Origin of the sequence: Paenibacillus sp. FSL K6-1217 (assembly GCF_045040735.1) — a bacterium.
In the GTDB taxonomy this organism is placed as follows: Bacteria; Bacillota; Bacilli; order Paenibacillales; family Paenibacillaceae; genus Paenibacillus_AQ.
Window position 1 is genome coordinate 2,380,869 of sequence record NZ_CP150271.1, and the last position, 25,347, is coordinate 2,406,215.

Here is a 25,347-nt window from a genome sequence, read left to right on the forward strand (position 1 = left end):
TTCTCTCCTGTCTATTCTAAAAAATGCTCGAACCCGTAAATCAAGCCGGTATAGCCCATCACCTTTTGAATTCCGAGCTTGACACCAGGCATATAGCCCGCACGTTCATAGGAGTCATGGCGGATCTTCAGCGACTGTCCGAACCCGCCGAATACAACCTCTTCCTGGGCAAAGACACCCGGAAGACGCACACTGTGTATACGGAAGCCGTTATAATACCCGCCGCGTGAGCCTTCAATAATCTCTTCTTCCTCCGGATTTCCCTGGCGGAGCTCCTGCCGCGCCTCAGAGATCATCTCTGCCGTCTTAATCGCTGTTCCTGAAGGAGCATCCAGCTTCTGGTCTCCGTGATATTCGATAATTTCGAGATGAGGGAAATACTTCGCAGCCTGGGCAGCAAATTTCATCAGCAGGATCGCGCCGATCGAGAAGTTAGGCGCAATCAGCCCGCCGATCCCCTGCTCCTGGCATTGCTTGTCCAGCCCGGCGATCTGCTCCGGCGTGAAGCCGGTGGTTCCGATAACCGGACGGACGCCGTATTTGATCGCCAGTGCAGTATTGCTATAAGCGGATTGTGGAAGCGTAAAATCCACCATGACATCCGCAGCTGTACCTGCAAGCGCAGATTCCAGATCCGAAGTCACGATCACACCGCATTCCTCTAAGCCAACCAGACGTCCGGCATCACGGCCATGTGCGGAACGGTCTACCGCAGCTGCCAGTTCCAATTCATCCTCCTGCAATACCAGCTTCACAACCTCTTTGCCCATTCTGCCTCCTGCTCCGGAGACAACAATCCTGATCTTGTCACTCAAATGAATTCTCCCCGCTTTCCCTGGCTCTGTTATTATTGTATATATTGTTGCAGCGATTTCTGCAGATCCTTCATCAGCAGACGCAGTCCGCTGTCATCCGGGTGCAGCGACATGACTTCTTTCAGTACCGCAATCGCCTGCAGATGTTCATTCATCCGGCTGTGCGCAATCGCCAGCCATACATAAGCATCCCCGTATAACGGGTCAAGCGATACTGCTTCCTTCAGCAGCGTAATCGGATGGTACGGATTCAACGTCTCCCCGGACTCATCCTCCAGCAGCCGCTTCGCTTCCTGCACGAGCTGAAGCGCCTGCAGATGCTGAAGATGCAGCTGATACTCCGGTTTACTCCCGTCCAATCTGCGCGCGGCTATAGCATGTTCCAGCGCTTTGTCCAGCATCCCGCTGCGTGCATAGGTAATAGAGCAGCGGTATCTGACTTCGGCATCATCCGGACTTGCTGCAATAGCCGCCTCGAACAGCGTGATCGCCTCAGCAAAGTCACTGCGCAGTATTGAGCGGTAGGCCGCTTTTACATAATCATTATGATCCATATCCTCACCATCCTGACGGCTAAATCCCGTTCGTTTGGTACAGCATATGTAGCATGGGCCTAATCGGTGTTTTTGGGTGTCCAGCGTCCGGCATCACGCGTATTGAATTTGTGCATAACCTTATTATGGGCTTCCGTTAAGTCTATGCCGAGTGAATTGGCGAAACAAACGGTAATGAAGAGAATGTCGCCCAGCTCCAGCTCGATTGAATTATCGGCTTCATCCGCTTTTTTCGGCTTCTCGCCGAATTGATGGTTGACTTCGCGGGCCAGTTCTCCGACTTCCTCGGACATCCGGGCCAGCATGGACAGCGGACTGAAATAGCCTTCTTTAAACTGTGAGATGTAGGCATCTACCTCACGCTGAATGTCACCAAGACTTTTATCCATATATTGCCCTTTCACCCCCGTGTGATCTTGCCTTCTGTTTGCCCCTATGTTATCGTAAAGACGTTTTGAAGACAAATCTTTTTTGCAATGCCGCCTGGGGCTTACGTGCTCTCCGGGGGGATCATTACATATAAATTGCCCATTTTGAGGCGTAGGCGAGGGATTATATGAGTTCATCCGTTAAAATCAGCACAGTTAGCAAAACAGTGGCCCCCATCATGCTGGGCACGGCCATCTACGCATTCGGATTACTGTATTTCATTATTCCCAACCAGCTGATGGAGGGCGGAGTTACCGGGATTACCATCCTGCTCAATTACGCCTTTAACATCCCTATCTTCTTAACCACGCTGCTGCTGAACCTCCCGCTCTTTCTGCTCGGCTGGAGGGTGCTCGGGGCGAATCAGATCGTCTATACCGGACTCGGCATCGGCTCCCTGTCTTTCTTCCTCTGGTTATTTGAGCGGATGATCAAGGCGGGCTGGATTGTAACGTTCAGTACAGAGCATGATTTTATTCTCGCTTCATTATATGCGGGGGTCACCCTGGGCCTGGGTCTGGGGATTGTCTTCCGCTTCGGGGGCACCACCGGGGGTGTAGATATTGTAGCGCGGATTCTCGGACGCAAGTTCGGCTGGAGTATGGGACAGATTATCCTGGCCGTGGATATCATCATCATCGGGGCTTCCCTGCTCTACATTCCCCGTGAGAAAATACTGTATACCCTCGTGGCCGTCTTCATCGCCTCACGCGTCATTGATTTCATCCAGGAAGGGGCTTACGCCGCCAAAGCCTTCACCATCATCAGCGATGAGGCTCCGCAGATTGCGGAGCTGATCACCGCAGAGATGGACCGCGGTGTAACCTTGATCCCGGCGATCGGTGCCTATTCCAAGCAGGCCAAGCACATGGTCTACTGCGTGGTCTCCAGACAGGAGATCCGCAGGCTCAGCCTGCTGGTTAAGTCCGTCGACCCCAAGGCCTTCGTCATTATCAGTGACGTTCATGATGTTCACGGGGAAGGCTTCAAGGAGACCTGATACACACACAAGGGCGGACCCCAGTAGCCGGCAATGGCTGCTTGGGTCCGCCCTTTGTGTATCCTTTGCTCCCTGCTCTACACAGGCTTCAAATCCCGCTTCTGGCCCCGATACTTCCGGTACGCTGTATACGCCAGCACCGTTAGGATGAATGCGCCTGCCAGCAGCCCCCAGCCGCCGTATTGCGGCGGAGCCAGCGGCAGTGACAAGACCGGCTCGTTCCGGTTCTTGCCGAACATCACTCTTGCTGCGTCCTGCCCGTAGGATACAATCTCCAGCAGGCGGGCCCGTTCCGCCGGCTGCTGCGAGCCCGCCACCCCGCCCGCGTAAGACAGCCAGGAATCGAAGGTGTTCACCGTCTCGGAAGGCCGGGAGATGATCACCGCTGGCCGGATATTCGCATACCGGCTCTGGAGTCTGGCCAGCGCCGCTGTCCAGCTCTTCAGATCACCCGCGGCAGCACTCTGCTCCATATCGTTCAGATCCTCGCGGACCAGCTTGTAATACTGCAGCCACATGGGCTGGCGGGGATGATTCAGGCTGTTAGCGGCAAGCCGCAGCTTCGCCGCAGCCGCTTCCCATCTCTCCGGGGACGGCTGGGCCGCAGCCAGCGCCGACTTCATATCCAGAATCACAGACGAGAGTGCATTAACGCCCTCCACTGAGGTTAACCCTTCGAAGGATGAGGAGATGAAGATCTGGGAGATCTCCTCTGCTTCACTCCGGGCCTTCTGCACATTGCCTTCAAGCACATAGCTGTACAGAGCCTCCGCCGCCTGCTCCAGCCGCTGCGCTCCGCTTCTGGCCGTGAGGGCAGCGGGATCACTGGCGGTACTCCCGGCTGCTGCTATGTAAGCTACGCTTCCCGGGCCTGCACCGGCATCCCCTGCTTCAGCCTGAACACGGCCTCCGCTGATACCGGCCAGCAGCCAGCACAGCACGATTCCTGACCATATGAATATTCTTCTGCGCGGCATGAGACATCCCTCCCACCTTAATGTATGGCGGAAGGACAAGAGTTAGAACAGAGGGTCAGCGCTTCACAGCAGATCGGCCTGGAAGTGCCGGACGCCTTGTCCGACCGCAGAACAGCCAGGCAGCGGCCGTGCTTATCAGCGTAAGCCCCATGGTGAAATACTGTACAGCGATAAGATCATCATCAAGCACCGATGGCAGCCATGGATACACGCCTTGTGAATAATCCACGATATCATTGGCGAACGTCCACGCAAGCGCCACAGGCACCATCCTCCGGAAGGTGAAGAACCGGGCATAGATCAGGGCTTCCACAGCCATCCCGGTATGGGAGATCATCAGCATCCAATCTTGCCAGGTGACGGAATCGCCCTGATAACCGCCGGCCACAATGATGCTGACCGCCCATATCCCGTATTTCACAGAGGTTAGGACAGCCAGCGCTTCAATCAGCTCCCGCAGCAGCGTTCCGGCAAGACCCCTTGGCGGATAGAGCAGCAGCAGTAACGCCGCCGTGAAGAACAGGCTGGCCGTAGGGCTGTCAGGAACAAACGGCAGGAGCCAGAGCGGTTCAGTCTGCGCTGTGAACGTGAGCTGATTGCCATACCACATATACCCGTAGACTGTCCCCAGCAGATTCACGATAAACAGCAGCCATATAATTCTTCGGTCCCTAAAAAATCTCTCAAACCAATGACCCGGCATACGAACAACTTCCCCCCGACTGTTGCAGCTTCATTTCATACCAACTTCATGACATAACAAAAACCTGAGCGCATACACGATCAGGTCCTGCGTTACTGTTATTTTACTGTCCGCTTTTTTGTTTGGCAAGCCAGCCGGCCAGCTCATCGATGTCCTGCTCGGTCAGCCCTGCCCCCATAGCCGTCTCATACATAGGAGGCATCTGGCCTTTACCTTCTTTTATAATAGTAAGAATCGCTGCCTGATCATGCTTGTCACCGACCCCGCGCAGCGAAGGAAAACTGCCGGAGCCCTTCATATCTACTGCATGGCAGGTTACACAGGTTGCTTTCTTATAGAGTGCCATCGCCGGATCATCCTTGTCCACAATGGCTATATCCTTCGGCTTCACGGCACTTGTGGTTGGCAAGCCCGCCGCCTTGTTCTCGGCCGCCTTCTCCTCACGCTGAACATCCTCGGGAATCTGGCCGGTTTCCGCCATCTCATGTTTGTATTCTGTCCAAGCGGTGTTAGTCAAGTAGACAATTGCTGCCAGGGACAGGAACATCAGCGAGGATGCAATCGGTCTGCGGTAGAACCGCCGCTCCGGGCCTGTATCCAGAAAAGGAGCCAGCAGCAGCGCCCCGAAGGCCACGCCCGTCACGCCCAGCGTCCCCAGCACAATATAGTCGCCGGATGCGTAAGGGAGCTTCAAATATTGATAGAGGAAAAGAAAATACCAGTCGGGAATCGGAATAACCGTAGCTGCCGGATTGGCAGGGAACCCGAGCGGAGCGGGCTCCGAGATGGTCAGAACCAGAATGCCCACCAGCACCACTACGCCAACCATCCATTCCTTGAGCAGAAAGTTAGGGATAAAGGCCTCCGACTTGCCCGGATACGCCGTATAATCCGGCGGGGTAATGAACCCGTTTCCTCTGCGGACCCGGGAATCCCCGACGAATACCACCTTCTCTTTGGAGTCGTCTCCGTGTGCCATGACCGTGCCTCCTAAACGTTATTTTACAGCGGACCGGATATGCCTTGTCTGCGGATCATAATGAAGTGCCCGACAAGCAGAATAAGCAGAACCGCCGGGAGGAAGAATACATGTAAGGCGAAGAACCGGGTCAGCGTCTCTGCGCCGGCAATGTTGCCGCCCTGCATCAGCTCCTTAAGCACCGGTCCCATGAACGGAACCGAATTGGCGATCTCCAGCGTAACCTTGGTGGCGAAGTACGCCTTGTTGTCCCACGGAAGCAGGTAACCGGTCAGTCCCAGTCCCAGCATGACGAAAAATATCAGCATCCCTACCACCCAGTTCATCTCACGCGGCGCTTTATAGGAGCCGGTGAAGAACACGCGCATCGTATGAAGGAACATCATAACAATAACCAGGCTCGCCCCCCAGTGGTGCATGCCGCGGACGATTTTACCGAAGGCGACCTTGGTCTGCAGATACTCCACACTGGCGTAAGCATTAATGATATCCGGGACATAATACATGGTCAGGAACATTCCTGACAGAATCTGAATGACAGTGATGAAGAATGTAAGTCCGCCGAAGCAGTAGACAAAGGCTGAGAAGTGGTGCGCCGGATTGACATGCTCGGGTACCTCGTGGTCGGCCACATCTCTCCAGATCGGTGTAATATCCAGACGTTCGTCAATCCAGTTATATACGTTTTTGAACACGCGCTCACGCCTCCTTCGCCGATTCAGTATTAGGCACGATTTCACCGAGGTACACCCAACCTCCGTCAATCTTGGTGGTGTACTGGTCCAGCGGCTTGGCAGCTACGGCCAGCTGCCGGCCCTGCTTCGTATAGCGCGCACCGTGGCAAGGGCAATGATATTCATCGGGATGCGCCTTGTTGTTGTTCCAGCCTACCGTACAGCCCAGATGCTTGCAGATAGGTGAAAGCGCATAAATATCTCCATTCGCGTCTTTACGGATCCACGCCGTCAGCGTCGCTGTACTGGCATACCATCCGTCCTGTTGCGGAAGTTCGAAGGTGAACTCCTGCGGCTCATCGGTAATTTTGGACGCTTCAGCTACCTTGATGAACTCTCCCTCGCCCTTTTTCTGCAGAATCGGGTCCACAGCAAACCGGACCATCGGCAGAATAACACCGGCACCCATAAAGGCGGTAGCCCCGCCTAACGTGTAGGTCAAAAACTGTCTGCGTGACATCTCGTTTCGGCTGGGCGGTAGTGACTCTTCTTCTTCATTAAGGCTGCTCATACTGTATGTAACCCCCTTTTCAAAATTTGAGAAGGCACCTGCAGATTTGTTGCATTGTTATTTAAGGTGAAAAATCCGTTTTCAATGAAATATATCACAGTTCATATAAGTTCATCCTAATCATAGCTTAGGGTCCAAAACCCGTCAAGAATATTGTCTAAATTGTGACAGGCGTTTAAGGGTCATTTTTGATAAATTGTTGATTTTTCGTCACATTTAACTCATTTTCCATTCTGCCATAAGGTTTGGATTCCCCCCCGTACATACGCGCTTACCGAAGTCCGTGTATCGGCAGCTATCTCAGGCAGGCAAAGGAGTAAATCGCTTTCAACAAGCTCCTCCGCGGGCAGCCCCTCATTGGCCGACATCACAATGGCGTACTGGAAACCGCTGGATTTGACTTTTCGGCAAAGGTCATTCATCAGGGCGATCATTCCAGGCCCTGCATACTGCACCGCCGGATAAGTCACGACACGCCCCTTGTAGGGCTGTTCGGCCAATTCCAGGAAATCACGCTGCCGTTCAAGCAGCGCCACGGTCTCAGGCGGAGACTCCGTGCCCTTAAGTCCGCTATAGGGAATGATGCAGGTATCATAGTAATGTCCATCGGTCTCCCAAGCTTTACTGTCAAAATCACTGAATTTCATAGAGTTGCCCCCTCCGGCCGCATCCCGCAGCCATCATTTCACGCTAAAAGCATCATAATCAAGTGTGCTCGGCTTGGCAATCCTTAATTCTGGATCTTTGCGGTCCTTGGAGCACGCCAAGACAAAAAAAGGAATGCGCCAGGCGCATTCCTCTATGCCAAACTTTTCAATTCTTCAGTCAGGTTCCGGAAAGCCGCCTCATCACCGGCAGCCAGCGCCGTGTCGATCTTCCGGTACAACATGTCGGTACGACGCTTTCTTAACGCTTCATCCCATACCATTTCCGCAGCAAGCCCCAGCATCACTTCATAAGTAGCCTTCATTTTGTCCATTCGATACACCTCCGCTGTTTAAGAGTTTCCGTATTCCAATGCTTTCTTCACATAGCTTTCACTTGTGCGCGCCATCCTCAGCAGATCCTGTTCTTTCAATTCACGGACCACTTTAGCCGGTGTGCCCAAGGAGAGCGTGTACGGAGGAATAATGGTTTTCTCGGTTATAAGGGAGCCGGCTCCTATTAAAGCATATTCACCAATCTCTGCGCCGTTCAGTACAATTGCACCCATTCCAATTAATGTGCCCTTGCCTATCCGGCAGCCGTGGATAATTGCTGAATGCCCCACCGAGATATCATCCTCCAGCACCAGCGGCAATCCTTCCGCCACATGGCCGACAACGCCGTCTTGAATATTGCAGCGCTCCCCGATGATCACCGGCGCCAGGTCACCGCGAAGTACGGCGTTGAACCAGACACTGGATTGTTTGCTTATTCTTACATCGCCAACGAGCTTAGCGCCTTCCGCCACATAGACTGATTCATCAAGCTGCGGTATGTAACTCCCATAGGCAATCCGCATCTCTCTCCCCCTTACCTGAGCAGGTGCTTCGGCACAGCGGCCTCACATCCCCAGGATGTCATCATCACTACCGTTCCTGCGGGTTCCTCACCAAGCTTAAGCATGCCCAGATGCAGCATCATCCGCAAGATACGCTGTTCCAGAATGGAAGCGGCATCATCGTAATAAAAGGGCTTGATCAGCCAGCCGATCCCCTCGGACAGCGAGGCTGTAGTCACCCAACTGCCGGCGCTTAGACTGATCCAGTAGACCAGCGAGGGCAAATTAGGAATAGCTCCTTTATACAGTCTTAACCAAAAGGAGAATAACTGCATCAGCTTTTCCGATTTCCCCTCGCTCAGAAACTGCTCGCCTGCGGCTGTAAGCTGCAGCCTGTAGCCCTCCTCGGAGATCCAGCGCCGGTGGCGGGCATAATCGTACAGCAGGGCAAACCTCGGCGGATAATGCTCACAAGCCCTGCCGTAGCCGAATCTCCAGCCGCCCTTGCCGAGCAGAGGCTCCGCAATCTGCAGCGCATTCATCACTCCCTGCTGATTACGTTTATAGAGCGCGCCCTCCTGGTTCAGCTCCGGCTCATTCTCCTTCACATACCGCAGGAACAGCAGCAGATCCCCGGCCAGCAGATCCCCTTCCCCCCTATACACCGCAGGCTCAGGGCCCGGAACAATCCGTTCCTTCAAATGCCGGCCCATCTGTTCGCGGAAGCGCTTCTTCAAATCCAGCGGCACCTGGTACTGATACCTGCTCTGCTGGGATGCTCCACTGAACAGCCAGCCGCTGTTCTTGAGCCGGCTGACCAGCTCGCGGTAGTCACCGCTTTTGCCGGGCGGGGCATCGAAGGACGCCTGCCGGGCTGCGGCCAGCAGATCCTCCAGGCTGAAATGGCTGCGTTCATCGAACAGCAGGTTGTTCAGAAACCGCAGCTCTCCCGGGGAACTCCCCTTAATATGGGACTCCATGAACTCCCGGCTGCCCAAGGTGATCAATATACTCTGAATCAAATCATGTTTGGAATTCCGTTTGCACTCACACTGGTAACGTCCCGCTATGGCGGTCAGCTGACCAATGTCTGCATAAGTGAGCATATCCGCCAGATTCATCTCTCATCGCCTCACCGTTTTACTACCATTATGGGAAATACAGCCCTTTTTATTCCTTCTGCCGCAAAAAAAAATAACCCGAAGGGTCGGGTTAATGCTGTTTTTGTAAAATATGACGGGTACAGTTGTACAGTAACGGATTCCATTCCTGCTCATTCTTCTCCAGAATCGTAAGTGAGAGATTGCCGAGCCGTTCCGAATATTTGTCTTTGTAGAGTGCGGTGTACAGCTGTGCAAGGAATCCGCCATGGGAGATGACCAGGACATTCTTACCCGGGAACCGGGCTGTCACATCCTCCAGAAATGCAAGACCCCGGACCTGAAGCGCCTCATCGCTCTCCTGTCCCAGGGACAGCTGCTTCCAATCCTTGCCCCACTTGGCTTCGCGGGCTTCTGCCGTCATGCCCTCCACCTGGCCGTAGGCACGCTCACGGATGCGGTCATCCGGCTCCAGCAAAGGGATGCCCAGCTTGGCCGTCACAATCTTGCCGGTCTCTGCGGCGCGGGAAAGACTGCTGGTAATGCAGTAGTCCCAGTGGTAAGGCTCCTGCAGCAGCCGGTCGCCCAGCATCTCAGCCTGCCGCCGGCCTTCCTCATTCAGCGGAATATCACTTTGTCCCTGAATTTTACCTTCCGCATTCCAATCCGTCAGCCCATGGCGTATTAAGCCGATCAGCATCGCCTATCACCGTTCCCTTCCCTTTATGTTTTGCTTAATAATGTAACACGAATGAAAACAAATGTCTTCTTTTTTAACGACAATTGGAAACGGCTTTGCCGTACTTGTAAAAGATAGTACCGTTTCAGCGACAAAAACCCTCTTCTCCATATCTCGGGAAGGGGGTTCTCATTGTCTGCGGTACCGGTTCAGGCGTACCAGCAGGAATATGGATAATCCGACGCCCAGCGTCGACAATACCATCCAGTACTGCGGATGTGCAGGGCCCATGTTGGCCACCAGCGGCTCAATGATCCCGCCGCCCTCGGATTCCACCGGATAAGAAGAAGACCAGTCCAGGGTTAAGCCTGCCACACCTGTCTCGACGATCCCGCTCTGTGCCGCCGTCGTATTCGAGGGGGTCTTGAACACGGTGAAATATAAGAAGCTGGAGATGAACACCGCTAGGAAGCAGGCAATCCAGAGGCTTAAGCGATGCCGGAAAACTGCCGAGCTCCCCGCAGACTTCCCGTCACCGGGCATGAGCCAGGGACTCTCCAGATAGATCCGTTCCATTACCTTACTGTTAATCGCTTCTGCCCGCTCATCGCTGACATCGAACCTTGTATCCTGCATAAGCTCACTGGTCTCCTGCCACAGCGCCCATTCGGCACTGCAGTAGGAGCAGGTTGCAATATGTCTCTCAAGTCTAATCCGCCTGGGATCTGTGGGGGGAGCGTCCCATAAGTGTGGAATGGAATCCTGCGCTTCCCTGCAATTCATAGGCCTTACACCCTCTCAGCCTGCTCTTCAACATCAGGCTCATAGAAATAGGATTCGAGCTGTAGCTTGACGCTGCTCCTTGCCCGGAACAGCAGTGATTTGACCGAGCTGACACTCTGATCCAGAATCACGGCAATTTCCTGGTAATCCATCTGATCATATTCACGCAGAATCAGCGCGGAACGCTGCTTCTCTGGGAGATTGTTAATCGCTTCGCGGACGAGTTCCATCCGTTCCTTGCGTAATGCCGCCTGTTCCGGGGCAACATCAAGCGGTGCCACTGGTGTATATCCGCTCTCTTCAAGCGATACATTCCCGGCACGGTTCTTACGAAGTTCACTAAGTACTGTATTGCGGGCAATGGTGTACAGCCATGTGGAGAACGATGCATCCACTTCACGGAAGGAATGAAGGCTCCGGAAAGCTTTGTAGAAGGTCTCTGAACAGAGGTCTTCGGCTATAAGCTCCATATGGGAGTTCTTCAGCATGTGGTACACAAACGCTAATATCTTGCGTTGATATCGTCGCATAAGTTCCGAGTATAATTCTGTATCGCCTTGCTTGATTAGCTGGATCAACTGGGAATCCGTCATGGTGAGTCGGCCCTCCTCGCCCTTGCACGTGTAATCCCGTCCGGTCCGTATCTACTTATACCGGGCAGGTAACAAAAAGTTGCGGCATTCCTTCAAATTTGCAGCACAAAAATCCAATACTTCCTATGTATATTCAACTCACCGTTATTTACAACTTTCATTTCCTTTTCAGGACAGAAGAATGGCAGGATTCTCCTTAACGGACGGCATTACCGTCTGCGCTTGGACAACAAGCAGTTACCTATACTTGGAAGAAGTCTATAAACATACTAACCCAGTATAGCATAGTTTCTAACAGGAGGAAATTAATAGACTTGCAGAGGGCTGCGGGCCGGCCAATGAGAGCGGTATTATTTAATTTGAATATAGGGTTGACAATATGTAAACGGATACATATAATAAAAGTACAGTATGGTTTCTCTCCACTCCTATCCAAACACTAGACGGTTCCAAGAAATTGTGAACTGTAACCGCTTATTATGTAAGCGGTCTTTTTTTTGCCCATTTTTACGAACATTTGGATATTCTTCATATAAAAGCATAGCCGGGGCACCCGGCCCCGGCTATGCTTTTATAGCTATTTTCACACATATACAGTGTAATCGTTCTGCTGCAGCAAGATTCTGGCCTGCTCCATATCATGCTCCTGGCGGAAGGATAAACGCATGATTCCGGGGACGTCCTCGCGGCTCTCAATAATCTGCACGTTGCTGAGGTTGATTCCCTGGTCGCCCAGTTCTGTAGCAATGCGGCCGATAATGCCGGGGTGATCGGGAACATCAATATGCAGATCGAACAGCGGAGTGATCATTCCCTTGCGCCGTTCCGGAAGCTGGCTGCGGAAGTGATTCGCCTCCTGGAAGGCCGACTCGATCCCTGTGCCATCCCCGCTCTCCAGCAGATGAATGAACGAGGACACCTCATCATTCCAATCCTTCAGCAGACGCAGCATCACGGAGCGGTTATTCAGCAGAATATCGCGCCAAATGATCGGATCACTTGAGGCAATCCGCGTAATATCACGGAAGCCCCCCGCTGCCAGCGTGCTGTAGAGGGAGTCCGAATGATCGTAGGCCTGAATCTGATTCACCAGCGCTACCGCAATAATATGCGGCAGATGGCTGATCGCTCCAACAATCTCATCGTGACGCTCCGGTTCAAGCCGGACAATCTGCGCTCTCGTATGTAGCAGCAAAGACTCCAGCGCCTGGTATGCCGCTTCCGGTACGCCCGGCGGAGGCGTAAGCACGTAATACGCATTCTCGAACAGTAAAGATGAAGCTGCCTCCACACCCGAGCGTTCCGATCCGGCCATGGGATGACCTCCGATGAAATGCACATCCGGAAGATCCAGTGTAAGGGCACAAGCGGCGATGCTGGCCTTCGTGCTGCCGACATCCGTAATAATGCACCCCGGCTTCAGGGGCAGCCTGCTTAACTGCTGAAGGTAGTCCTCAAGCATGCCGACCGGCACACACAGGAAAATATAATCCGCATCCAGTGCGGCTTCCTCAAGGGATAATGTTGCCTGATCGACCACACCTCTGCTCACATATTTAGCTGCAGATTCAGGGCGGTGGGCATGGCCTACAACGGTCAGACCCTCCTTGCCTTTGAAGCAAAGGGCCAGTGAGCCGCCGATCAGGCCGACACCGAAAATCGCTATTTTTGTCGTCATGTTCTTAGTACTACCTGCCTTCTGTGGTATCGTCAATCCAGCTTCTGTCCTTGCGGTTATGCGCGAATCTCCTGCTCCTTCAGCGCCTGCTCCAGCGCAGCTACGAAGGCAGTATTCTGCTCGGTGGAGCCGATGGTCACCCGCAGGTAGGTCGGATACCGGTGGAAGCCTGTTCTGACGATGATTCCTTGCCGGAGCAGCATATCGAAGACCTCAGCAGCCGGCCTCTTCACATCTACCATAATGAAGTTGCCATGGGCCGGGAAGGATGCAAGCCCAAGACGCCCGAATTCCGCCTCAAGCTGTACAATCCCTGCACTGTTCAGCGCACGGCACTGCTGCACATACTCCTGGTCGGAGAGGGCCGCCACAGCCGCGACCTGAGCCAGGCGGGTGGTGTTGAACGGCTCACGCACCTGATTAATCAGGGAGATCACCTGCTGGCTGGCTACGCCATAGCCGATGCGGAGTGCAGCAAGACCATAGATCTTGGAGAAGGTGCGCAGGACTACCAGATTAGGATACGTGTCGATCAGCTTAATGCCGTCCGTGTAGCTCAGATCCGTCACATATTCATAATAGGCTTCATCCAGGACTACCATCACGCCGGCAGGCACCGCATCCAGGAACGAAATCAGGGCGTCCTCGGGCACAATCGTACCGGTTGGATTGTTCGGATTACAGATCCAGACGATCTTGGTCCGGTCTGTAATCTTCGCCAGCATTGCATCCAGATCATGCGTTCCGTTCTTAAGCGGGACTTCTATCGTTACAGCCCCTTCTATATCGGCATTGCTCTTATATACAGAGAAGGTCTGATCCGCCATAATCGTCTCGTCACCGGGCAGGAAGAAGGCACGGGCAATCAGAGCAATAATCTCGTCTGATCCGCATCCAAAAATAATACGGTCACCCGCCACGCCCAGATGCTTAGCCAGCGTTGCCGTCAGCTCAGCGGCGGAGCCGTCCGGGTACAAATAGAGATTCTCCAGCTCTGCTACAATAGCGGCCTTTGCACTTGGTGCAGCCCCGTAAGGGTTCTCGTTGGATGCCAGCTTAATGACTTCGCTTAAGCCCAACTCCTTCTTGACTTCTTCGATTGGCTTTCCCGGCTTGTAGACAGGAAGGTCAACGATATTCGGTTTTGGATTCATGGGTGATCCTCGCTCTCCAATGGTTAATTAGCTAACATCTGGTCTGGAAAAAAGACCGTTATGGTCTTAATTGTGCCACAAATTCACGAATTTGCAACAGTCCGGCGCTTCTCGTCTGCGGCTGGGACAAGAGAGGAATAACCTCCTCCACCTTGCGGACAATCGCGCTTCCGACTACTACTCCATCGCAGATCTTGGCAAACCGGGATACCTGTTCTCCAGTGGAGATCCCGAAGCCTACAGCGACAGGCAGATTCGTAGCCCGGCGGACGGACGCAATGAACTCATCTACTCCGCTGTGGAAGCTAGAGCGTTCCCCGGTCACACCGAGTGAGGATACGCAATAGACGAAGCCGCTCGCGCCGGATACGATCCGGGCGATCCGTTCGCTGGAGGTCGGGGCCACGAGCGGAATTAGATTCACTCCGGCGGCGCGGCTGCGTACACGCAGGTCCTCCGATTCCTCCACCGGCACGTCAGGAATGATCAGCCCGCTGATCTCATGGGCATTCAGCTCCGCAAAAAACGTATCCAGCCCCATCTGCATCACCGGATTGTAATACGTGAACAGGATGAAGGGCAGCTCACTGCCTGCCTGCCGGGCCTTCAGCGCCGTCTCCATGCAGGTGCGCAGATGAACCTTGCTGAGCAGCGCTCTTGCGGACGCCCGCTGAATGACCGGACCGTCGGCCAGCGGATCAGAGTAAGGAACGCCAAGCTCCAGGATATCCGCTCCCGCTGCCTCCAGCTCGGCAATAATATCCAGTGTCGTCTCCAGATCGGGATCGCCTACGGTAAGGAACGGAATAAGGGCAGTACGGCCTTCCGCCTTCAGCCGGTTAAACGTCAGGTCCATCCGGTTCGTCGTTTCAGTTGTCATTGCTGTTCCGCCCCTTCCGTATAAGCCATAATGGATTCGACGTCCTTGTCGCCGCGTCCCGACAGGCAGATCACCACAATATCATCCTTGGTCAGCGTCTTGCCGAGCTTCACCACATGGGCAAGGGCATGAGCCGATTCCAGGGCGGGAATAATTCCTTCCGTCACACAGAGCAGCTTCAGCGCATCCAGCGCTTCCGCATCCGTCACCGGCACGTACTGGGCACGGTGAATGTCCTTGAGATAAGAATGCTCAGGCCCGACGCCCGGATAATCGAGTCCGGCCGAGATGGAATGGGCCTCGATGACCTGTCCATGCTCATCCTGCAGCAGGTAGCTCAGCGAGCCCTGAAACACACCGTGGCTTCCCTTGCTCATAGTCGCGGCATGGAAGGGAGTATCTACGCCTTTACCGGCAGCTTCAACACCGATCATCCCCACCTGCTCATCCTCCATGAACGGATAGAACATGCCGATGGCATTGCTGCCTCCCCCTACAGCGGCAACCAGCAGATCCGGCAGACGCCCTTCCGCCTCCAGAATCTGGCGGCGGGTCTCATCCCCGATAATCCGCTGGAAGTTGCGGACCATCATCGGATACGGATGAGGGCCTACCGCAGAGCCAAGCACGTAGAACGTATCTTCCACATTGCTCACCCAGTAGCGGAGCGCCTCATTCCCGGCATCCTTCAGCGTTCTGGAGCCGGAGGTGACCGGAATAACTTCAGCGCCGAGCAGCTTCATGCGGAAGACATTCAGCGCCTGGCGGCGGGTATCCTCTTCGCCCATGAACACCTTGCATTCCATACCGAGCAACGCGGCAACCGTAGCTGTAGCTACTCCGTGCTGGCCCGCGCCGGTTTCGGCAATCACCTTGGTTTTACCCATCATTTTGGCCAGGATGCCTTGTCCGATAGCGTTGTTGATCTTGTGGGCACCCGTATGATTGAGGTCCTCCCGCTTCAGATAGATCTTGGCCTCGCCAAGCTGTTTACTTAACCGCTCTGCATAATACAGCGGGGTCTCACGGCCCGAATATTGCTTGAGCAGATAATCTATTTCCTCCTGAAAAGCCGGGTCTGCCGAGAATTTATTGTAGGCTTCCTCCAGCTCAATCAGTGCAGTCATCAAGGTCTCAGGAACGAAGCGGCCTCCAAAAGAACCAAAACGTCCATTTTTGTCCGGTACTTGTATCATGATTGCTTCACCCTTTCTACGAAAGCTGTCATTTTGGCGATGTCCTTACTGCCATTGCTCTCTACTCCGCTGGAGACATCCACGCCATAAGGGGCGTAGCCTTCCAGCAGCTCATTCACATTGTCCGGATGCAAGCCACCGGCTATAAATAAAGGCAGCGCATGCTTCGCCGCCGCTTGCTGGTATAAGGGGATCTGCTCCCAATCAAAGGTGCGGCCCGTACCGCCGCTGTCCTGCGGATCATAGGTATCCAGCAGCAGCGCGTCAATGGTGCCCGCATAGCTGTCCAGCAGAGACTGAACCTCATCCCCTGCATCAGGATTACGACCGGCAACCGAAAGGGCCTTCCAGACCTTAACCCGGGGAAAAGCCGTCTTGACCTCCGCACAAAACTGCGGACTCTCCTGTCCATGAAGCTGCACCACATCCAGCGTTACCGTTCTCAGCAGCTCAGCCAGCTCGGACAGGCCGGGATTAACGAATACGCCCACCGGGCGGGGGGCAGGCTCTGACTTCCAGTTGCCCAGCTCTGCAATCAGCTCCGCAGCCGTTTGCGCAGTAACCCTCCGGCGGCTGGGAGCAAACACCAGGCCGACATAATCGAGCGGCAAACTATTCATAGATTTTAGCACTTCAACGCCCTGAAGTCCACAGATTTTTACGAGAGGTTCAGTCATGCCGCGCACGGTCCTTCCCGGCAGGAAGCGGACCGAGCAGCTGATGGACCGCCTGTTCCACATCCGGCTGGCGCATCAGGTATTCTCCGACCAGCACACCGGTTGCCCGTGTCTTGCGGAGATAAGCAATGTCCTCGGGGCCGGTGATTCCGCTCTCGCTGATGACCGGAAGACCGGCGGGCAGGAGCGCGGCCAGCTCCTCCGTAGCGGAGAGCGAGGTTTCGAACGTCTTGAGATTCCGGTTATTAATGCCCAGCAAGACTCCGGGATGTGCGGCTTTGCCAGTAGCCAGCACCGTCTCCAGTTCGCTGCGGTCATGGACCTCAATCAGGATATCGAGTCCTAGCGCGGCGGCGGTATCCGTGAACGCGGCGAGCTGCTGCGGGGTCAGAATGGCCGCAATCAGCAGAATGGCATCCGCACCAAGCAGCCGGGCCTCATAGATCTGCTTCTCATCAATGATGAAGTCCTTGCGCAGCAGCGGAAGCTGCACGGCCTCTCTTACCTGCTGGAGATACACGCCGCTGCCTTGAAAATAATCCTTGTCCGTCAGCACAGACAGGCAATCGGCTCCTGCCGCTTCATAGCCCCGGGCAATCGTCACCGGATCAAAATCGGCCCGGATCAGCCCTTTGGACGGTGAGGCCTTCTTCACCTCGGCAATCAGCCCCATCTCCCGGTTCCGGCGTTCAGTTACGGCGCTGCGGAAGCCTCTGGTTGCAGGCAATGCTGCAATGGAGCGCTCCGCCGCGGCGAGCGAGAATTGCCGGCTTAACGCTTCTACCTCTTTCACTTTCGTGGCAACAATCCGGTCAAGATACATAATCAAGCTCCTTTGTCATCGCTTTTAACTGTTCCAGCTTGCGCAGGGCCGCCCCTGAATCCACAACCTCTCGGGCACGGTCCACGCCTTCCTTCAGTGTATCCGCAAGGCCCGCGACATAGATGCAAGCTCCGGCATTCGCCAGTACAATATCACGGTACGGATTGATATTACCCTCCAGCACTGTAGTAATAATCGCCGCATTCTCTGCGGCATCGCCGCCCATCACATCCTCCAGCGGATGCTGGCTCAGGCCAAGCTCCTGCGGCGTTATTTCATAGGTGGTGACTACGCCCTGCTTCAGCTCAGAGACCTGGGTCGGTGCCGAGATGCTGATCTCATCCAGGCCGTCCAGGCTGCTGACAATCATCGCCCGCTTGGAGCCGAGTTCACCCAGAACCCTGGCAACCGTCTCCGTCTTATTGCGGTCATAGATGCCCATCAGCTGGCGGTCAGCTCCAGCCGGATTGGTCAGCGGGCCCAGCATGTTAAATACCGTCCGCACGCCCAGCTCACGGCGGGGAGCAGCGGCATGCTTCATGGACGGATGGTAGATTTGAGCGAACAGGAAGCAGATGCCGATACTGTCCAGACATTGCCGCGCCTGCTCCGCATTCAGATGAATATTGACCCCGAGCGCCTCCAGCACATCTGCACTGCCCGCTCTGCCGGACGCCGAACGGTTGCCGTGCTTCGCCACTCTTACAGATGCAGCGGAAGAGATGATCGCCGAAGCTGTGGAGATATTGAATTTATGAATGCCGGAGCCGCCCGTGCCGCAGGTATCCAGCAATTGGCTCCGCTCTGTAAGCACCTGTGTGCCGAAACCTCTCATCGCTTCGGCGAAGCCGGTAATTTCTTCAACGGTCTCCCCTTTGATCCGCAGGGCGGTCAGCAGCGCTCCGATCTGCGCGGGCGAGGCTGCACCCTCCATAATAGTGCCCATAATCTCGCGGGCCTGAGTGCGGGTAAGATCCTGTCCCTCGATTAAACCGGCAATTCCTGATTGTATTAACTGGCTTGCTTCCATAGTTGATGTCCTCCTAAAATTTTTAAGTTTTATGGAGCATTCTCTGCTCTTCTGATCTCGGCTCTGCTGATTCCCGGTTCACGGGGTATATTCGAACATATAATCCTGATTAATGACCTGCTTCTCCTTCACCTCGGCGGGGAACATCGCTTCCGCCATGCGGATCGCCTTCAGCATGCCCTTGGCCTTGTTCACCGTCTCCTCATATTCCTTCTCCGGCACCGAATCCCAGACGATGCCTGCTCCGGCCTGCACATAAGCGCGGCCTTTGCGGAAGATAATCGTGCGGATCGTGATGCATGAATCCATGTTCCCGGAGAAGCCGAGATATCCGATCGCTCCGGCATAAGCACCGCGGGCTTCCCGTTCCAGCTCGGCAATGATCTCCATCGCCCGCAGCTTCGGTGCTCCAGATACGGTACCTGCCGGCAGGCAGGAGAGGAAGGCGTCGAAGAAATCCTTATCCTCGGCCAGCGTCCCGGTCACATTCGAGACCAGATGCATGACATGCGAGTATTTCTCGATCTCCATGAATGAGTTGCATTTCACACTGCCGAACTTCGAGACCCGGCCCAGATCATTGCGGCCCAGGTCAACCAGCATCAGATGCTCGGCACGTTCTTTCTCATCCTCCAGCAGCTCGGCGGCTAGCTGCTGATCCTCTGCCGCGGTCGCTCCGCGCGGCCGGGTTCCGGCGATCGGCCGGGTCTCCACCCGTCCGCCGTCCACCTTGACCAGCGCTTCCGGCGAGGTGCCGACGATGATCTCCTCATCCATTTTCAGATAATACATATAGGGGGAAGGGTTCAGGATGCGCAGCATCCGGTACACATGCAGCGGGGAGACCTCGGTCTCGATATGCATACGCTGCGACAGCACCACCTGGAAGATATCTCCGGCACGGATATACTCTTTGGCCTGCTCCACATTATGGATATACTGCTCCTTCGTCAGGTTGGAGTGAATCTCTCCCAGTTCAATGTCCTGCGGAATGCTGCGGCGGTTGACGTTTTCCTTCGGGCCCTCCTTTTGCAGCTCCTCGGCCAGATTCCCTAAGCGGCTGCTTAGCTCCTCATAGTTCGCCCGGATATCCGAATCCGTATCGCCATCCTTGATATGAAGATTGCCCACCAGCAGGATCTGCTGCTTCACATGATCGAAGACGATAATGCGGTCACAGAACATGAAGCGGATGTCATCCATATTCAGGTCATCTACGGCATGCGCGGACAGCTTCTCATAATACTGCAGCAGATCGTAGCCGAAGAATCCGATCGCTCCGCCCGTGAAGGGGGGCATGCCGTCCAGCTTGGGACTGCGGTAAGAGCGGAGCAGCGCTTTCAGCTCCTCTACAGGTTTGCCGGACAGTTGTTTTTTCTCACCGCCGACTTCTACCTGGATCAGGCCCTTTTTGCCGGAGATCATCAGGAACGGATCACTGCCGATAAAAGAATAACGCGCCCATTGAACGCCGCCCTCTACACTCTCCAGCAAAAATGCGCGATCCTGCTCCGCAAACCGCTGGAACAGCCGGATCGGCGTTTCCATATCAGCCAGCAGTCTGGTCACAACCGGGATCAGATTGTATTCGCGCGACAGCGACACCACTTCTTCAATGCTCGGATTCGTCACTTGGGTAACCTCCTAAGGGTTAGAACGGATATTGTCCGAAATACAGAAAAACCTCTACCGGAGTAGAGGTTTGTTGATAGTCAGTATGTGAATAAGCGCCTCGGACCGGCATGAACCCATTCGAATGCAGGAGATTCCTTCATGGATACAGGGATAGCGAAGGTGCAACTCATGATAAGTCACCGCTATATAGGTATGCCAAAAAAGAATACTGACAGTCAATGGTCTGCTCGCTATAGGTCCTACACTCTGCTCAACTATACTCTACTCAACTCATTCAAAACTCTGCTTCACTCGGCTAACTTCACTATACATGATGACAGTAGTCATTGACAACCCCGTGGGCTATAATTTATTACTTGCTCTGTGAGAGATCCGGGCGAAGCCGCTGGGCTTCATTCAGATACACATGCCGGATATCCCGCTGGGATTTGTCGGTGTTCACCTGCACCATCAGACGGATGCAATTCGGCAGGCTGCCCTTCACAGGGATCTCAACGGAACACATCAACGGTACCATCTCCCAGCCTTCAATCTCACGGATCGCCCGCGCCGGGAAGGTCGCATCCAGATCAGCGGTCATCGTAATCCACACACTGCAGATATCCTCCGCGATTACATCATTGCGCTCCACAATCTCCCTCAGCAGGATCACCGTTTCACGTAAAATTTCAGTTTCTTCATTCTGGGTTACGGTTGTTGCACCGCGTATGCCCCGGTTCACCATGGGCTCCCCTCCTTCTTAAGCTGGGCTATGACTTCTGAGACATCGCTTGCCTGCACATCACTGATGATGCTAACTTCACCAATGGCCTCCGGCACGATAAAAGTCATCCGGCCTTCCTTGAATTTCTTGTCATGCATCATGGCTTCCATCAGCTCTTCCCCGCTATACTGCGCAGGCAGCCGGGTTGGCAGCGACAGGGCGGCAAGCATGGATACGGTATCCTCGTAGATCTGTCTGTCCCGGCCCAGCTTCGCTGCCAAGAGAGCAGATCCGGCCATCCCAATTGCAATCGCCTCTCCGTGCAGGAAGGTGCCATAGCCGCCGACAGCTTCAATGGCATGTCCGATCGTATGCCCGAGATTCAGAATCGCGCGCTGCCCCTGCTCGCGTTCATCCCCGCCGATCACATCCGCCTTGATGGCGCAGCCGCGTTCCAGCGCATATCCCAGCGCCTCAGGGTCCAGCGCCAGCAGCTCGCCCGCATGCTCCCGGCACCAGTAAGCGAACTCACGGTCCAGGATTAGCCCGTGCTTGACCACTTCAGCCAATCCCGAAGCGACCTGCCGGGGAGGGAGCGTCGCTAAGGTGTCCAGATCATAGAGTACCATGGACGGCTGATAGAAGGCGCCCAGCATATTCTTGGCCAGCGGATGGTTAACGGCCACCTTGCCGCCTACACTGCTGTCATGGGCGAGTATGGTCGTTGGAATCTGCATGAACCCGATACCCCGCATATAAGACGCGGCGACGAATCCGGCCAGGTCTCCCACAACTCCCCCGCCAAGCGCCAGTACGGCGGAGCTGCGGTCAAGCCCGCCCTGTATAGCTGTAGTAATGACTTCTTCATACACAGCGAGTGATTTGGAAGCTTCACCAGCCTGAATGACATGGCTGACCACCGTATATCCGCTGCTGCGGAGGGAGGCCTCCACCTGCTCCAGATAACGCGGCGCCACTTCCGTATCGCTGACCACCAGCAGCGGGCTGCGCTGCGCGAACCCGACTTCAGTGCAGCGTTCGCCGATGCTGCCCAGCAGACCGCTGCCGATATAGATCGGATAAGAACGTTCGCCTAAGTCAACAGTAATACTGCGCATCCTAGTAGCTCTCCAGCTGGGCCAGGTAATTATTATAGTTGGCGCGGATCTCCTGCAGAGAATCCCCGCCGAATTTGTCGAGGAACGCCTTGGCAATCTCCCAGGCGACTACACTCTCCAGTACAACACAGGCTGCCGGAACGGCACAGGCATCTGAACGTTCCACCTGGGCAGTGAACGGCTCCTTCGTATCGATATCCACACTCTGCAGCGGTTTGTACAGTGTAGGGATCGGCTTCATTACCCCTCTGACGACCACCGGCATGCCATTGGTCATTCCGCCTTCGAACCCGCCCAGCCGGTTGCTTGCCCGGTGATAGCCCTGCGAGGCTTCATACATGATCTCGTCATGGACCTGGGAGCCGCGCAGCCTGCCGGCTTCGAAGCCGATCCCGATCTCTACACCCTTGAAGGCATTGATCGACATCACCGCTCCGGCGATTGCACCGTCCAGCTTGCGGTCGGACTGTACATAACTGCCAAGGCCGACAGGCAGACCTTCGACAATACATTCCACAATCCCGCCGATGGAGTCGCCTTCCTCCTTGATCTTGTCTATGTAAGCCTCCATCTTCTGCTCGGTCTCCTTGTCCACTACCCGCACAGAGGATTCTTCAGTCCGGGCAATCAGCTCATCGATAGGCAGATCGTTAGCAGGTGCTTCGATCTCTCCGATCCGGATGACCTGTCCGGCAATCTTCACTCCGAAGGCTGCCAGCAGCTGGCGGGCTATTCCGCCTACAGCTACTCTTGCTGCCGTCTCACGGGCGCTGGAGCGCTCCAGCACGTTGCGCAGATCGGTATGGTTATACTTAAGTCCGCCGTTCAGGTCCGCATGACCGGGACGCGGACGGTTCACCCGGCGCTTCTCTTCATCGCTGCCCGGAACCGGCTCAATGTTCATAATGTTCTTCCAGTGTGTCCAGTCCTTGTTCTCCACAACGAGCGCTACCGGAGCTCCGGTAGTATAGCCGTGGCGCACACCGCCGACAATCTGGGCCGTATCCTTCTCAATCTGCATCCGGCGTCCGCGGCCGTAGCCCTTCTGTCTGCGGTGCAGCTGGAAATTAAGCTCTTCAAAGTCAAGTGTCAAATTGCTGGGCAATCCCTCAATAATGGCTGTAAGCTGGGGGCCGTGCGTTTCCCCCGCTGTTAAATAGCGCAAACTCATGCTGCGTTCCCCCTTCATACTTTTAGACTGTAAACCGCTAAAATGTTAAATGTCTTTGCTTATTATAGTATAGGCTCCCCGCTTTGACAAGAAAGCAATGGCGCGGTTCGCCGCTTCCCGCGCAAGTAGAAACGCTTTGCCGTCCTTTTAAAGGACGGTGCCGTTTCAGCGAGAAATAGAAGGATCATTTATCATGTGCAACATATAAATTCTTATATTTGGACAAAACAAGCGCCGCTCCTGCTCTTTCGAGTAGAAGCGGCGCTGCTGTGCTCCCGCGTTCAGGAGCCTGTCTCCAGACTGCCGCTGCCTGGTGCCGGAAGACGGCCGCCGGTTCTGCCCTCTTCCGCAGTAAGCAGGCTCAGGAGCTGCAGCTCCTCCATGCCGAGAATCTGCCCGCATTCGCGGACGGTGAGGAAGCCCCGCCGGTACGCGGTTATGACCTTGCTTTTGTCCATCTGGGTTAACGACCTTTCACTTGGCGTTAGGTATCTTACTACTACCCATTATCACTGAAAAGACGTTAAAGTATACCCGGGACCCCGTGAGACACCCCACCGGCTGACACTATTTCTTGCGGTAAAAGAAGGTTTCGGTAGACTCGAAGCCATACTGCGCCGGTGTGAAGATCTGCTCCGTGCTGCCGACGAACAGATAACCCCCGGGCCGCAGACTGGCCGAGAATTTGTGATACAGCTTATTCTTGGCTTCTTCGGTGAAATAGATCATCACATTGCGGCAGATAATCAGATCGAAGCCTTCATCGAATTTATCCAGCAGCAGATTCTGCTTGCGGAAATCGATATTCTTCTTCAGCCCGTCACTTACCTTGAAGACCGGCCCATCCGGTCTGAAATACCGCTCTGCCACATCTTTGGGCACATCCTTCAACGAGCGCTCCAGATAGATTCCCTGCTTCGCTTTGGCCAATGCCCCGTCATCAATATCAGTAGCCAGAATCCCGGTCTGGGTCAGAATATTCTTATCCGAGAGAATCATCGCCAGCGTATAAGGCTCTTCCCCTGTAGAACAGGCGGCACTCCATAGCTTCAGCCTGCGGCCGGAACGCTGAAGATCCGGCAGGATCACATCCCTCAGCACTTCCCAGCGGTTCGGATTCCGCCAGAATTCGGAGACATTGATCGTCATGCGGTCCAGAAACTCATAGAACAGAGCTTTGTCCTTCATCATTGCCGCATAGAATTCGTTAAATGTGTTGTACCCGTTCTTCATACGGAGCGTTGTCAGCCGCCGCTTCATCTGAGCTTCCTTGTATTGCGCAAGGTCAATGCCGGTGCTTTGTTTGATATTATGAATAAATCCGGTGTAATCAGGGTCCGGGGTTAATGAGGATTCTTCACGTTCAGCCATAATATTCTCCTGTCTCCTGCCCGGATCTTACATCCAGGCCGCGATGTCTTTACGATACTGTGCCAGCTCATCCGGAGCGAAGAAATTGGCGATTTCACGTGCTGCACTGTCCGGTGAATCCGATCCGTGGATCAGATTAAGCGGAGTGTGGCTGGCATAATCCCCGCGGATCGTGCCCGGCAGGGCCTCACCGACTTTGGTTTTGCCGATCAGTAGACGGGATAATGCGATGACATCATCGCCTTCCCACACCATGGCGAACACAGGACCGGAGGTAATGAAGCTTACCAGCTCCGGGAAAAAATCCTTGCCGTCATGCTCGGCATAATGCTTCTTGGCCTGCTCCTCTGTAACGGTAATCAGCTTGGCAGCGACCAGCTTGAATCCCTTGTCTTCCAGGCGGGCGACGATGCGGCCGATTAATCCGCGCTGTACACCATCCGGTTTGATCATCAGATACGTTTGTTCCATAGAGTCACTCTCCAATTCCCCTTATTCTGAATGAATGGGCTGTTTATGGTCTGATATTATCAGAAACCCCGGCATCTGTGAACGTAAATTTGCGGGTGAG

Annotated in this window: 30 protein-coding genes; 1 reads left to right on the plus strand and 29 read right to left on the minus strand. The window is 54.6% G+C overall.

Going from position 1 to position 25,347, the window contains the following annotated elements; all coding sequences use genetic code 11:
• Positions 1-11 precede the first annotated feature (11 nt).
• Genes dapB through MHH28_RS10650 form a run of 3 tightly spaced genes read right to left on the minus strand, consistent with a single transcriptional unit; the run spans position 12 to position 1,758 of the window.
• Positions 12-815, minus strand: a complete 804-nt coding sequence (gene dapB, locus MHH28_RS10640; RefSeq protein WP_405114662.1) for a 4-hydroxy-tetrahydrodipicolinate reductase — start codon at positions 813-815, stop codon at positions 12-14.
• A 32-nt stretch (positions 816-847) separates the two neighbouring features.
• Entirely contained in the window at positions 848-1,369 is a 522-nt protein-coding gene (locus MHH28_RS10645; RefSeq protein WP_405114665.1) for a tetratricopeptide repeat protein, read from the minus strand.
• Between the two features lie 59 nt (positions 1,370-1,428).
• The gene (locus tag MHH28_RS10650) at positions 1,429-1,758 is read right to left on the minus strand and encodes a nucleotide pyrophosphohydrolase (RefSeq protein ID WP_036698080.1); all 330 of its coding nucleotides are present in this window, start codon (positions 1,756-1,758) and stop codon (positions 1,429-1,431) included.
• A gap of 167 nt (positions 1,759-1,925) precedes the next feature.
• Between MHH28_RS10650 and MHH28_RS10655 the strand changes: the two genes are divergently transcribed.
• On the plus strand, positions 1,926-2,798 hold the full coding sequence (locus MHH28_RS10655) for a YitT family protein (RefSeq protein WP_405114667.1): 873 nt from the start codon (positions 1,926-1,928) through the stop codon (positions 2,796-2,798).
• A gap of 77 nt (positions 2,799-2,875) precedes the next feature.
• Here the strand turns inward: MHH28_RS10655 and MHH28_RS10660 are convergent, their stop codons facing one another.
• The 26 genes from MHH28_RS10660 to ndk all read right to left on the minus strand — a co-directional run bounded on the left by MHH28_RS10660 (position 2,876) and on the right by ndk (position 25,247).
• Positions 2,876-3,775, minus strand: a complete 900-nt coding sequence (locus MHH28_RS10660) for a sporulation protein YpjB (protein WP_405114669.1) — start codon at positions 3,773-3,775, stop codon at positions 2,876-2,878.
• A 55-nt stretch (positions 3,776-3,830) separates the two neighbouring features.
• Entirely contained in the window at positions 3,831-4,478 is a 648-nt protein-coding gene (locus MHH28_RS10665; protein WP_405114671.1) for a DUF1405 domain-containing protein, read from the minus strand.
• Between the two features lie 103 nt (positions 4,479-4,581).
• A complete protein-coding gene (locus tag MHH28_RS10670) occupies positions 4,582-5,457 on the minus strand; it encodes a c-type cytochrome (RefSeq protein ID WP_405114673.1) in 876 nt (291 codons plus the stop codon).
• Between the two features lie 23 nt (positions 5,458-5,480).
• Entirely contained in the window at positions 5,481-6,152 is a 672-nt protein-coding gene (qcrB, locus tag MHH28_RS10675; RefSeq protein ID WP_036698729.1) for a menaquinol-cytochrome c reductase cytochrome b subunit, read from the minus strand.
• Positions 6,153-6,156: 4 nt separating this feature from the next.
• Positions 6,157-6,702, minus strand: a complete 546-nt coding sequence (locus MHH28_RS10680; protein WP_405114676.1) for a ubiquinol-cytochrome c reductase iron-sulfur subunit — start codon at positions 6,700-6,702, stop codon at positions 6,157-6,159.
• A 221-nt stretch (positions 6,703-6,923) separates the two neighbouring features.
• Positions 6,924-7,349: a DUF2487 family protein gene (locus tag MHH28_RS10685; protein ID WP_405114678.1), complete on the minus strand. Its 426-nt coding sequence runs from the start codon at positions 7,347-7,349 to the stop codon at positions 6,924-6,926.
• A 152-nt stretch (positions 7,350-7,501) separates the two neighbouring features.
• Positions 7,502-7,681, minus strand: coding sequence for an IDEAL domain-containing protein (locus MHH28_RS10690; protein WP_036698090.1), 180 nt, complete (start codon positions 7,679-7,681; stop codon positions 7,502-7,504).
• Between the two features lie 18 nt (positions 7,682-7,699).
• A complete protein-coding gene (locus tag MHH28_RS10695) occupies positions 7,700-8,206 on the minus strand; it encodes a gamma carbonic anhydrase family protein (protein WP_405114680.1) in 507 nt (168 codons plus the stop codon).
• A gap of 11 nt (positions 8,207-8,217) precedes the next feature.
• A complete protein-coding gene (locus MHH28_RS10700; protein WP_405114682.1) occupies positions 8,218-9,306 on the minus strand; it encodes a hypothetical protein in 1,089 nt (362 codons plus the stop codon).
• Positions 9,307-9,397: 91 nt separating this feature from the next.
• Positions 9,398-9,985, minus strand: a complete 588-nt coding sequence (locus MHH28_RS10705; RefSeq protein WP_405114684.1) for a histidine phosphatase family protein — start codon at positions 9,983-9,985, stop codon at positions 9,398-9,400.
• Positions 9,986-10,153: 168 nt separating this feature from the next.
• Positions 10,154-10,600 (minus strand): anti-sigma factor, encoded by a 447-nt coding sequence (locus MHH28_RS10710; protein ID WP_339218728.1) that lies wholly within the window; start codon positions 10,598-10,600, stop codon positions 10,154-10,156.
• A gap of 152 nt (positions 10,601-10,752) precedes the next feature.
• The gene (locus tag MHH28_RS10715) at positions 10,753-11,340 is read right to left on the minus strand and encodes a sigma-70 family RNA polymerase sigma factor (protein WP_209993900.1); all 588 of its coding nucleotides are present in this window, start codon (positions 11,338-11,340) and stop codon (positions 10,753-10,755) included.
• A 583-nt stretch (positions 11,341-11,923) separates the two neighbouring features.
• Complete coding sequence (locus MHH28_RS10720; protein ID WP_405114687.1) at positions 11,924-13,018, minus strand: prephenate dehydrogenase; 1,095 nt, start codon at positions 13,016-13,018, stop codon at positions 11,924-11,926.
• Positions 13,019-13,074: 56 nt separating this feature from the next.
• The gene (gene hisC / locus MHH28_RS10725) at positions 13,075-14,172 is read right to left on the minus strand and encodes a histidinol-phosphate transaminase (protein WP_405114689.1); all 1,098 of its coding nucleotides are present in this window, start codon (positions 14,170-14,172) and stop codon (positions 13,075-13,077) included.
• A 58-nt stretch (positions 14,173-14,230) separates the two neighbouring features.
• On the minus strand, positions 14,231-15,052 hold the full coding sequence (trpA, locus tag MHH28_RS10730; protein ID WP_405114691.1) for a tryptophan synthase subunit alpha: 822 nt from the start codon (positions 15,050-15,052) through the stop codon (positions 14,231-14,233).
• Complete coding sequence (gene trpB / locus MHH28_RS10735; RefSeq protein ID WP_405114693.1) at positions 15,049-16,248, minus strand: tryptophan synthase subunit beta; 1,200 nt, start codon at positions 16,246-16,248, stop codon at positions 15,049-15,051. The genes trpA and trpB overlap by 4 nt, the downstream gene beginning before the upstream one ends.
• Entirely contained in the window at positions 16,245-16,925 is a 681-nt protein-coding gene (locus MHH28_RS10740) for a phosphoribosylanthranilate isomerase (RefSeq protein WP_405114695.1), read from the minus strand. Before MHH28_RS10740 ends, trpB begins: the two co-directional genes overlap by 4 nt.
• Positions 16,918-17,748, minus strand: a complete 831-nt coding sequence (trpC, locus tag MHH28_RS10745) for an indole-3-glycerol phosphate synthase TrpC (RefSeq protein ID WP_405114697.1) — start codon at positions 17,746-17,748, stop codon at positions 16,918-16,920. The genes MHH28_RS10740 and trpC overlap by 8 nt, the downstream gene beginning before the upstream one ends.
• Positions 17,738-18,778, minus strand: a complete 1,041-nt coding sequence (trpD, locus tag MHH28_RS10750; protein ID WP_405114699.1) for an anthranilate phosphoribosyltransferase — start codon at positions 18,776-18,778, stop codon at positions 17,738-17,740. The genes trpC and trpD overlap by 11 nt, the downstream gene beginning before the upstream one ends.
• A gap of 78 nt (positions 18,779-18,856) precedes the next feature.
• Positions 18,857-20,410 (minus strand): anthranilate synthase component I, encoded by a 1,554-nt coding sequence (gene trpE / locus MHH28_RS10755; RefSeq protein WP_405114701.1) that lies wholly within the window; start codon positions 20,408-20,410, stop codon positions 18,857-18,859.
• Positions 20,411-20,765: 355 nt separating this feature from the next.
• Positions 20,766-21,137: a chorismate mutase gene (gene aroH / locus MHH28_RS10760; RefSeq protein ID WP_076079179.1), complete on the minus strand. Its 372-nt coding sequence runs from the start codon at positions 21,135-21,137 to the stop codon at positions 20,766-20,768.
• The gene (gene aroB / locus MHH28_RS10765) at positions 21,131-22,234 is read right to left on the minus strand and encodes a 3-dehydroquinate synthase (RefSeq protein ID WP_405114704.1); all 1,104 of its coding nucleotides are present in this window, start codon (positions 22,232-22,234) and stop codon (positions 21,131-21,133) included. Before aroB ends, aroH begins: the two co-directional genes overlap by 7 nt.
• Position 22,235: 1 nt before the next feature.
• Entirely contained in the window at positions 22,236-23,405 is a 1,170-nt protein-coding gene (aroC, locus tag MHH28_RS10770; protein ID WP_405114706.1) for a chorismate synthase, read from the minus strand.
• 281 nt (positions 23,406-23,686) lie between these two features.
• Positions 23,687-23,863, minus strand: coding sequence for a hypothetical protein (locus tag MHH28_RS10775; RefSeq protein WP_405114708.1), 177 nt, complete (start codon positions 23,861-23,863; stop codon positions 23,687-23,689).
• Between the two features lie 109 nt (positions 23,864-23,972).
• Positions 23,973-24,776 carry a CheR family methyltransferase gene (locus MHH28_RS10780; protein WP_405114710.1) on the minus strand — a complete coding sequence of 268 codons (804 nt, stop codon included), beginning with the start codon at positions 24,774-24,776 and terminating at the stop codon, positions 23,973-23,975.
• A 27-nt stretch (positions 24,777-24,803) separates the two neighbouring features.
• Positions 24,804-25,247 carry a nucleoside-diphosphate kinase gene (ndk, locus tag MHH28_RS10785; RefSeq protein ID WP_405114712.1) on the minus strand — a complete coding sequence of 148 codons (444 nt, stop codon included), beginning with the start codon at positions 25,245-25,247 and terminating at the stop codon, positions 24,804-24,806.
• Positions 25,248-25,347: the final 100 nt, after the last annotated feature.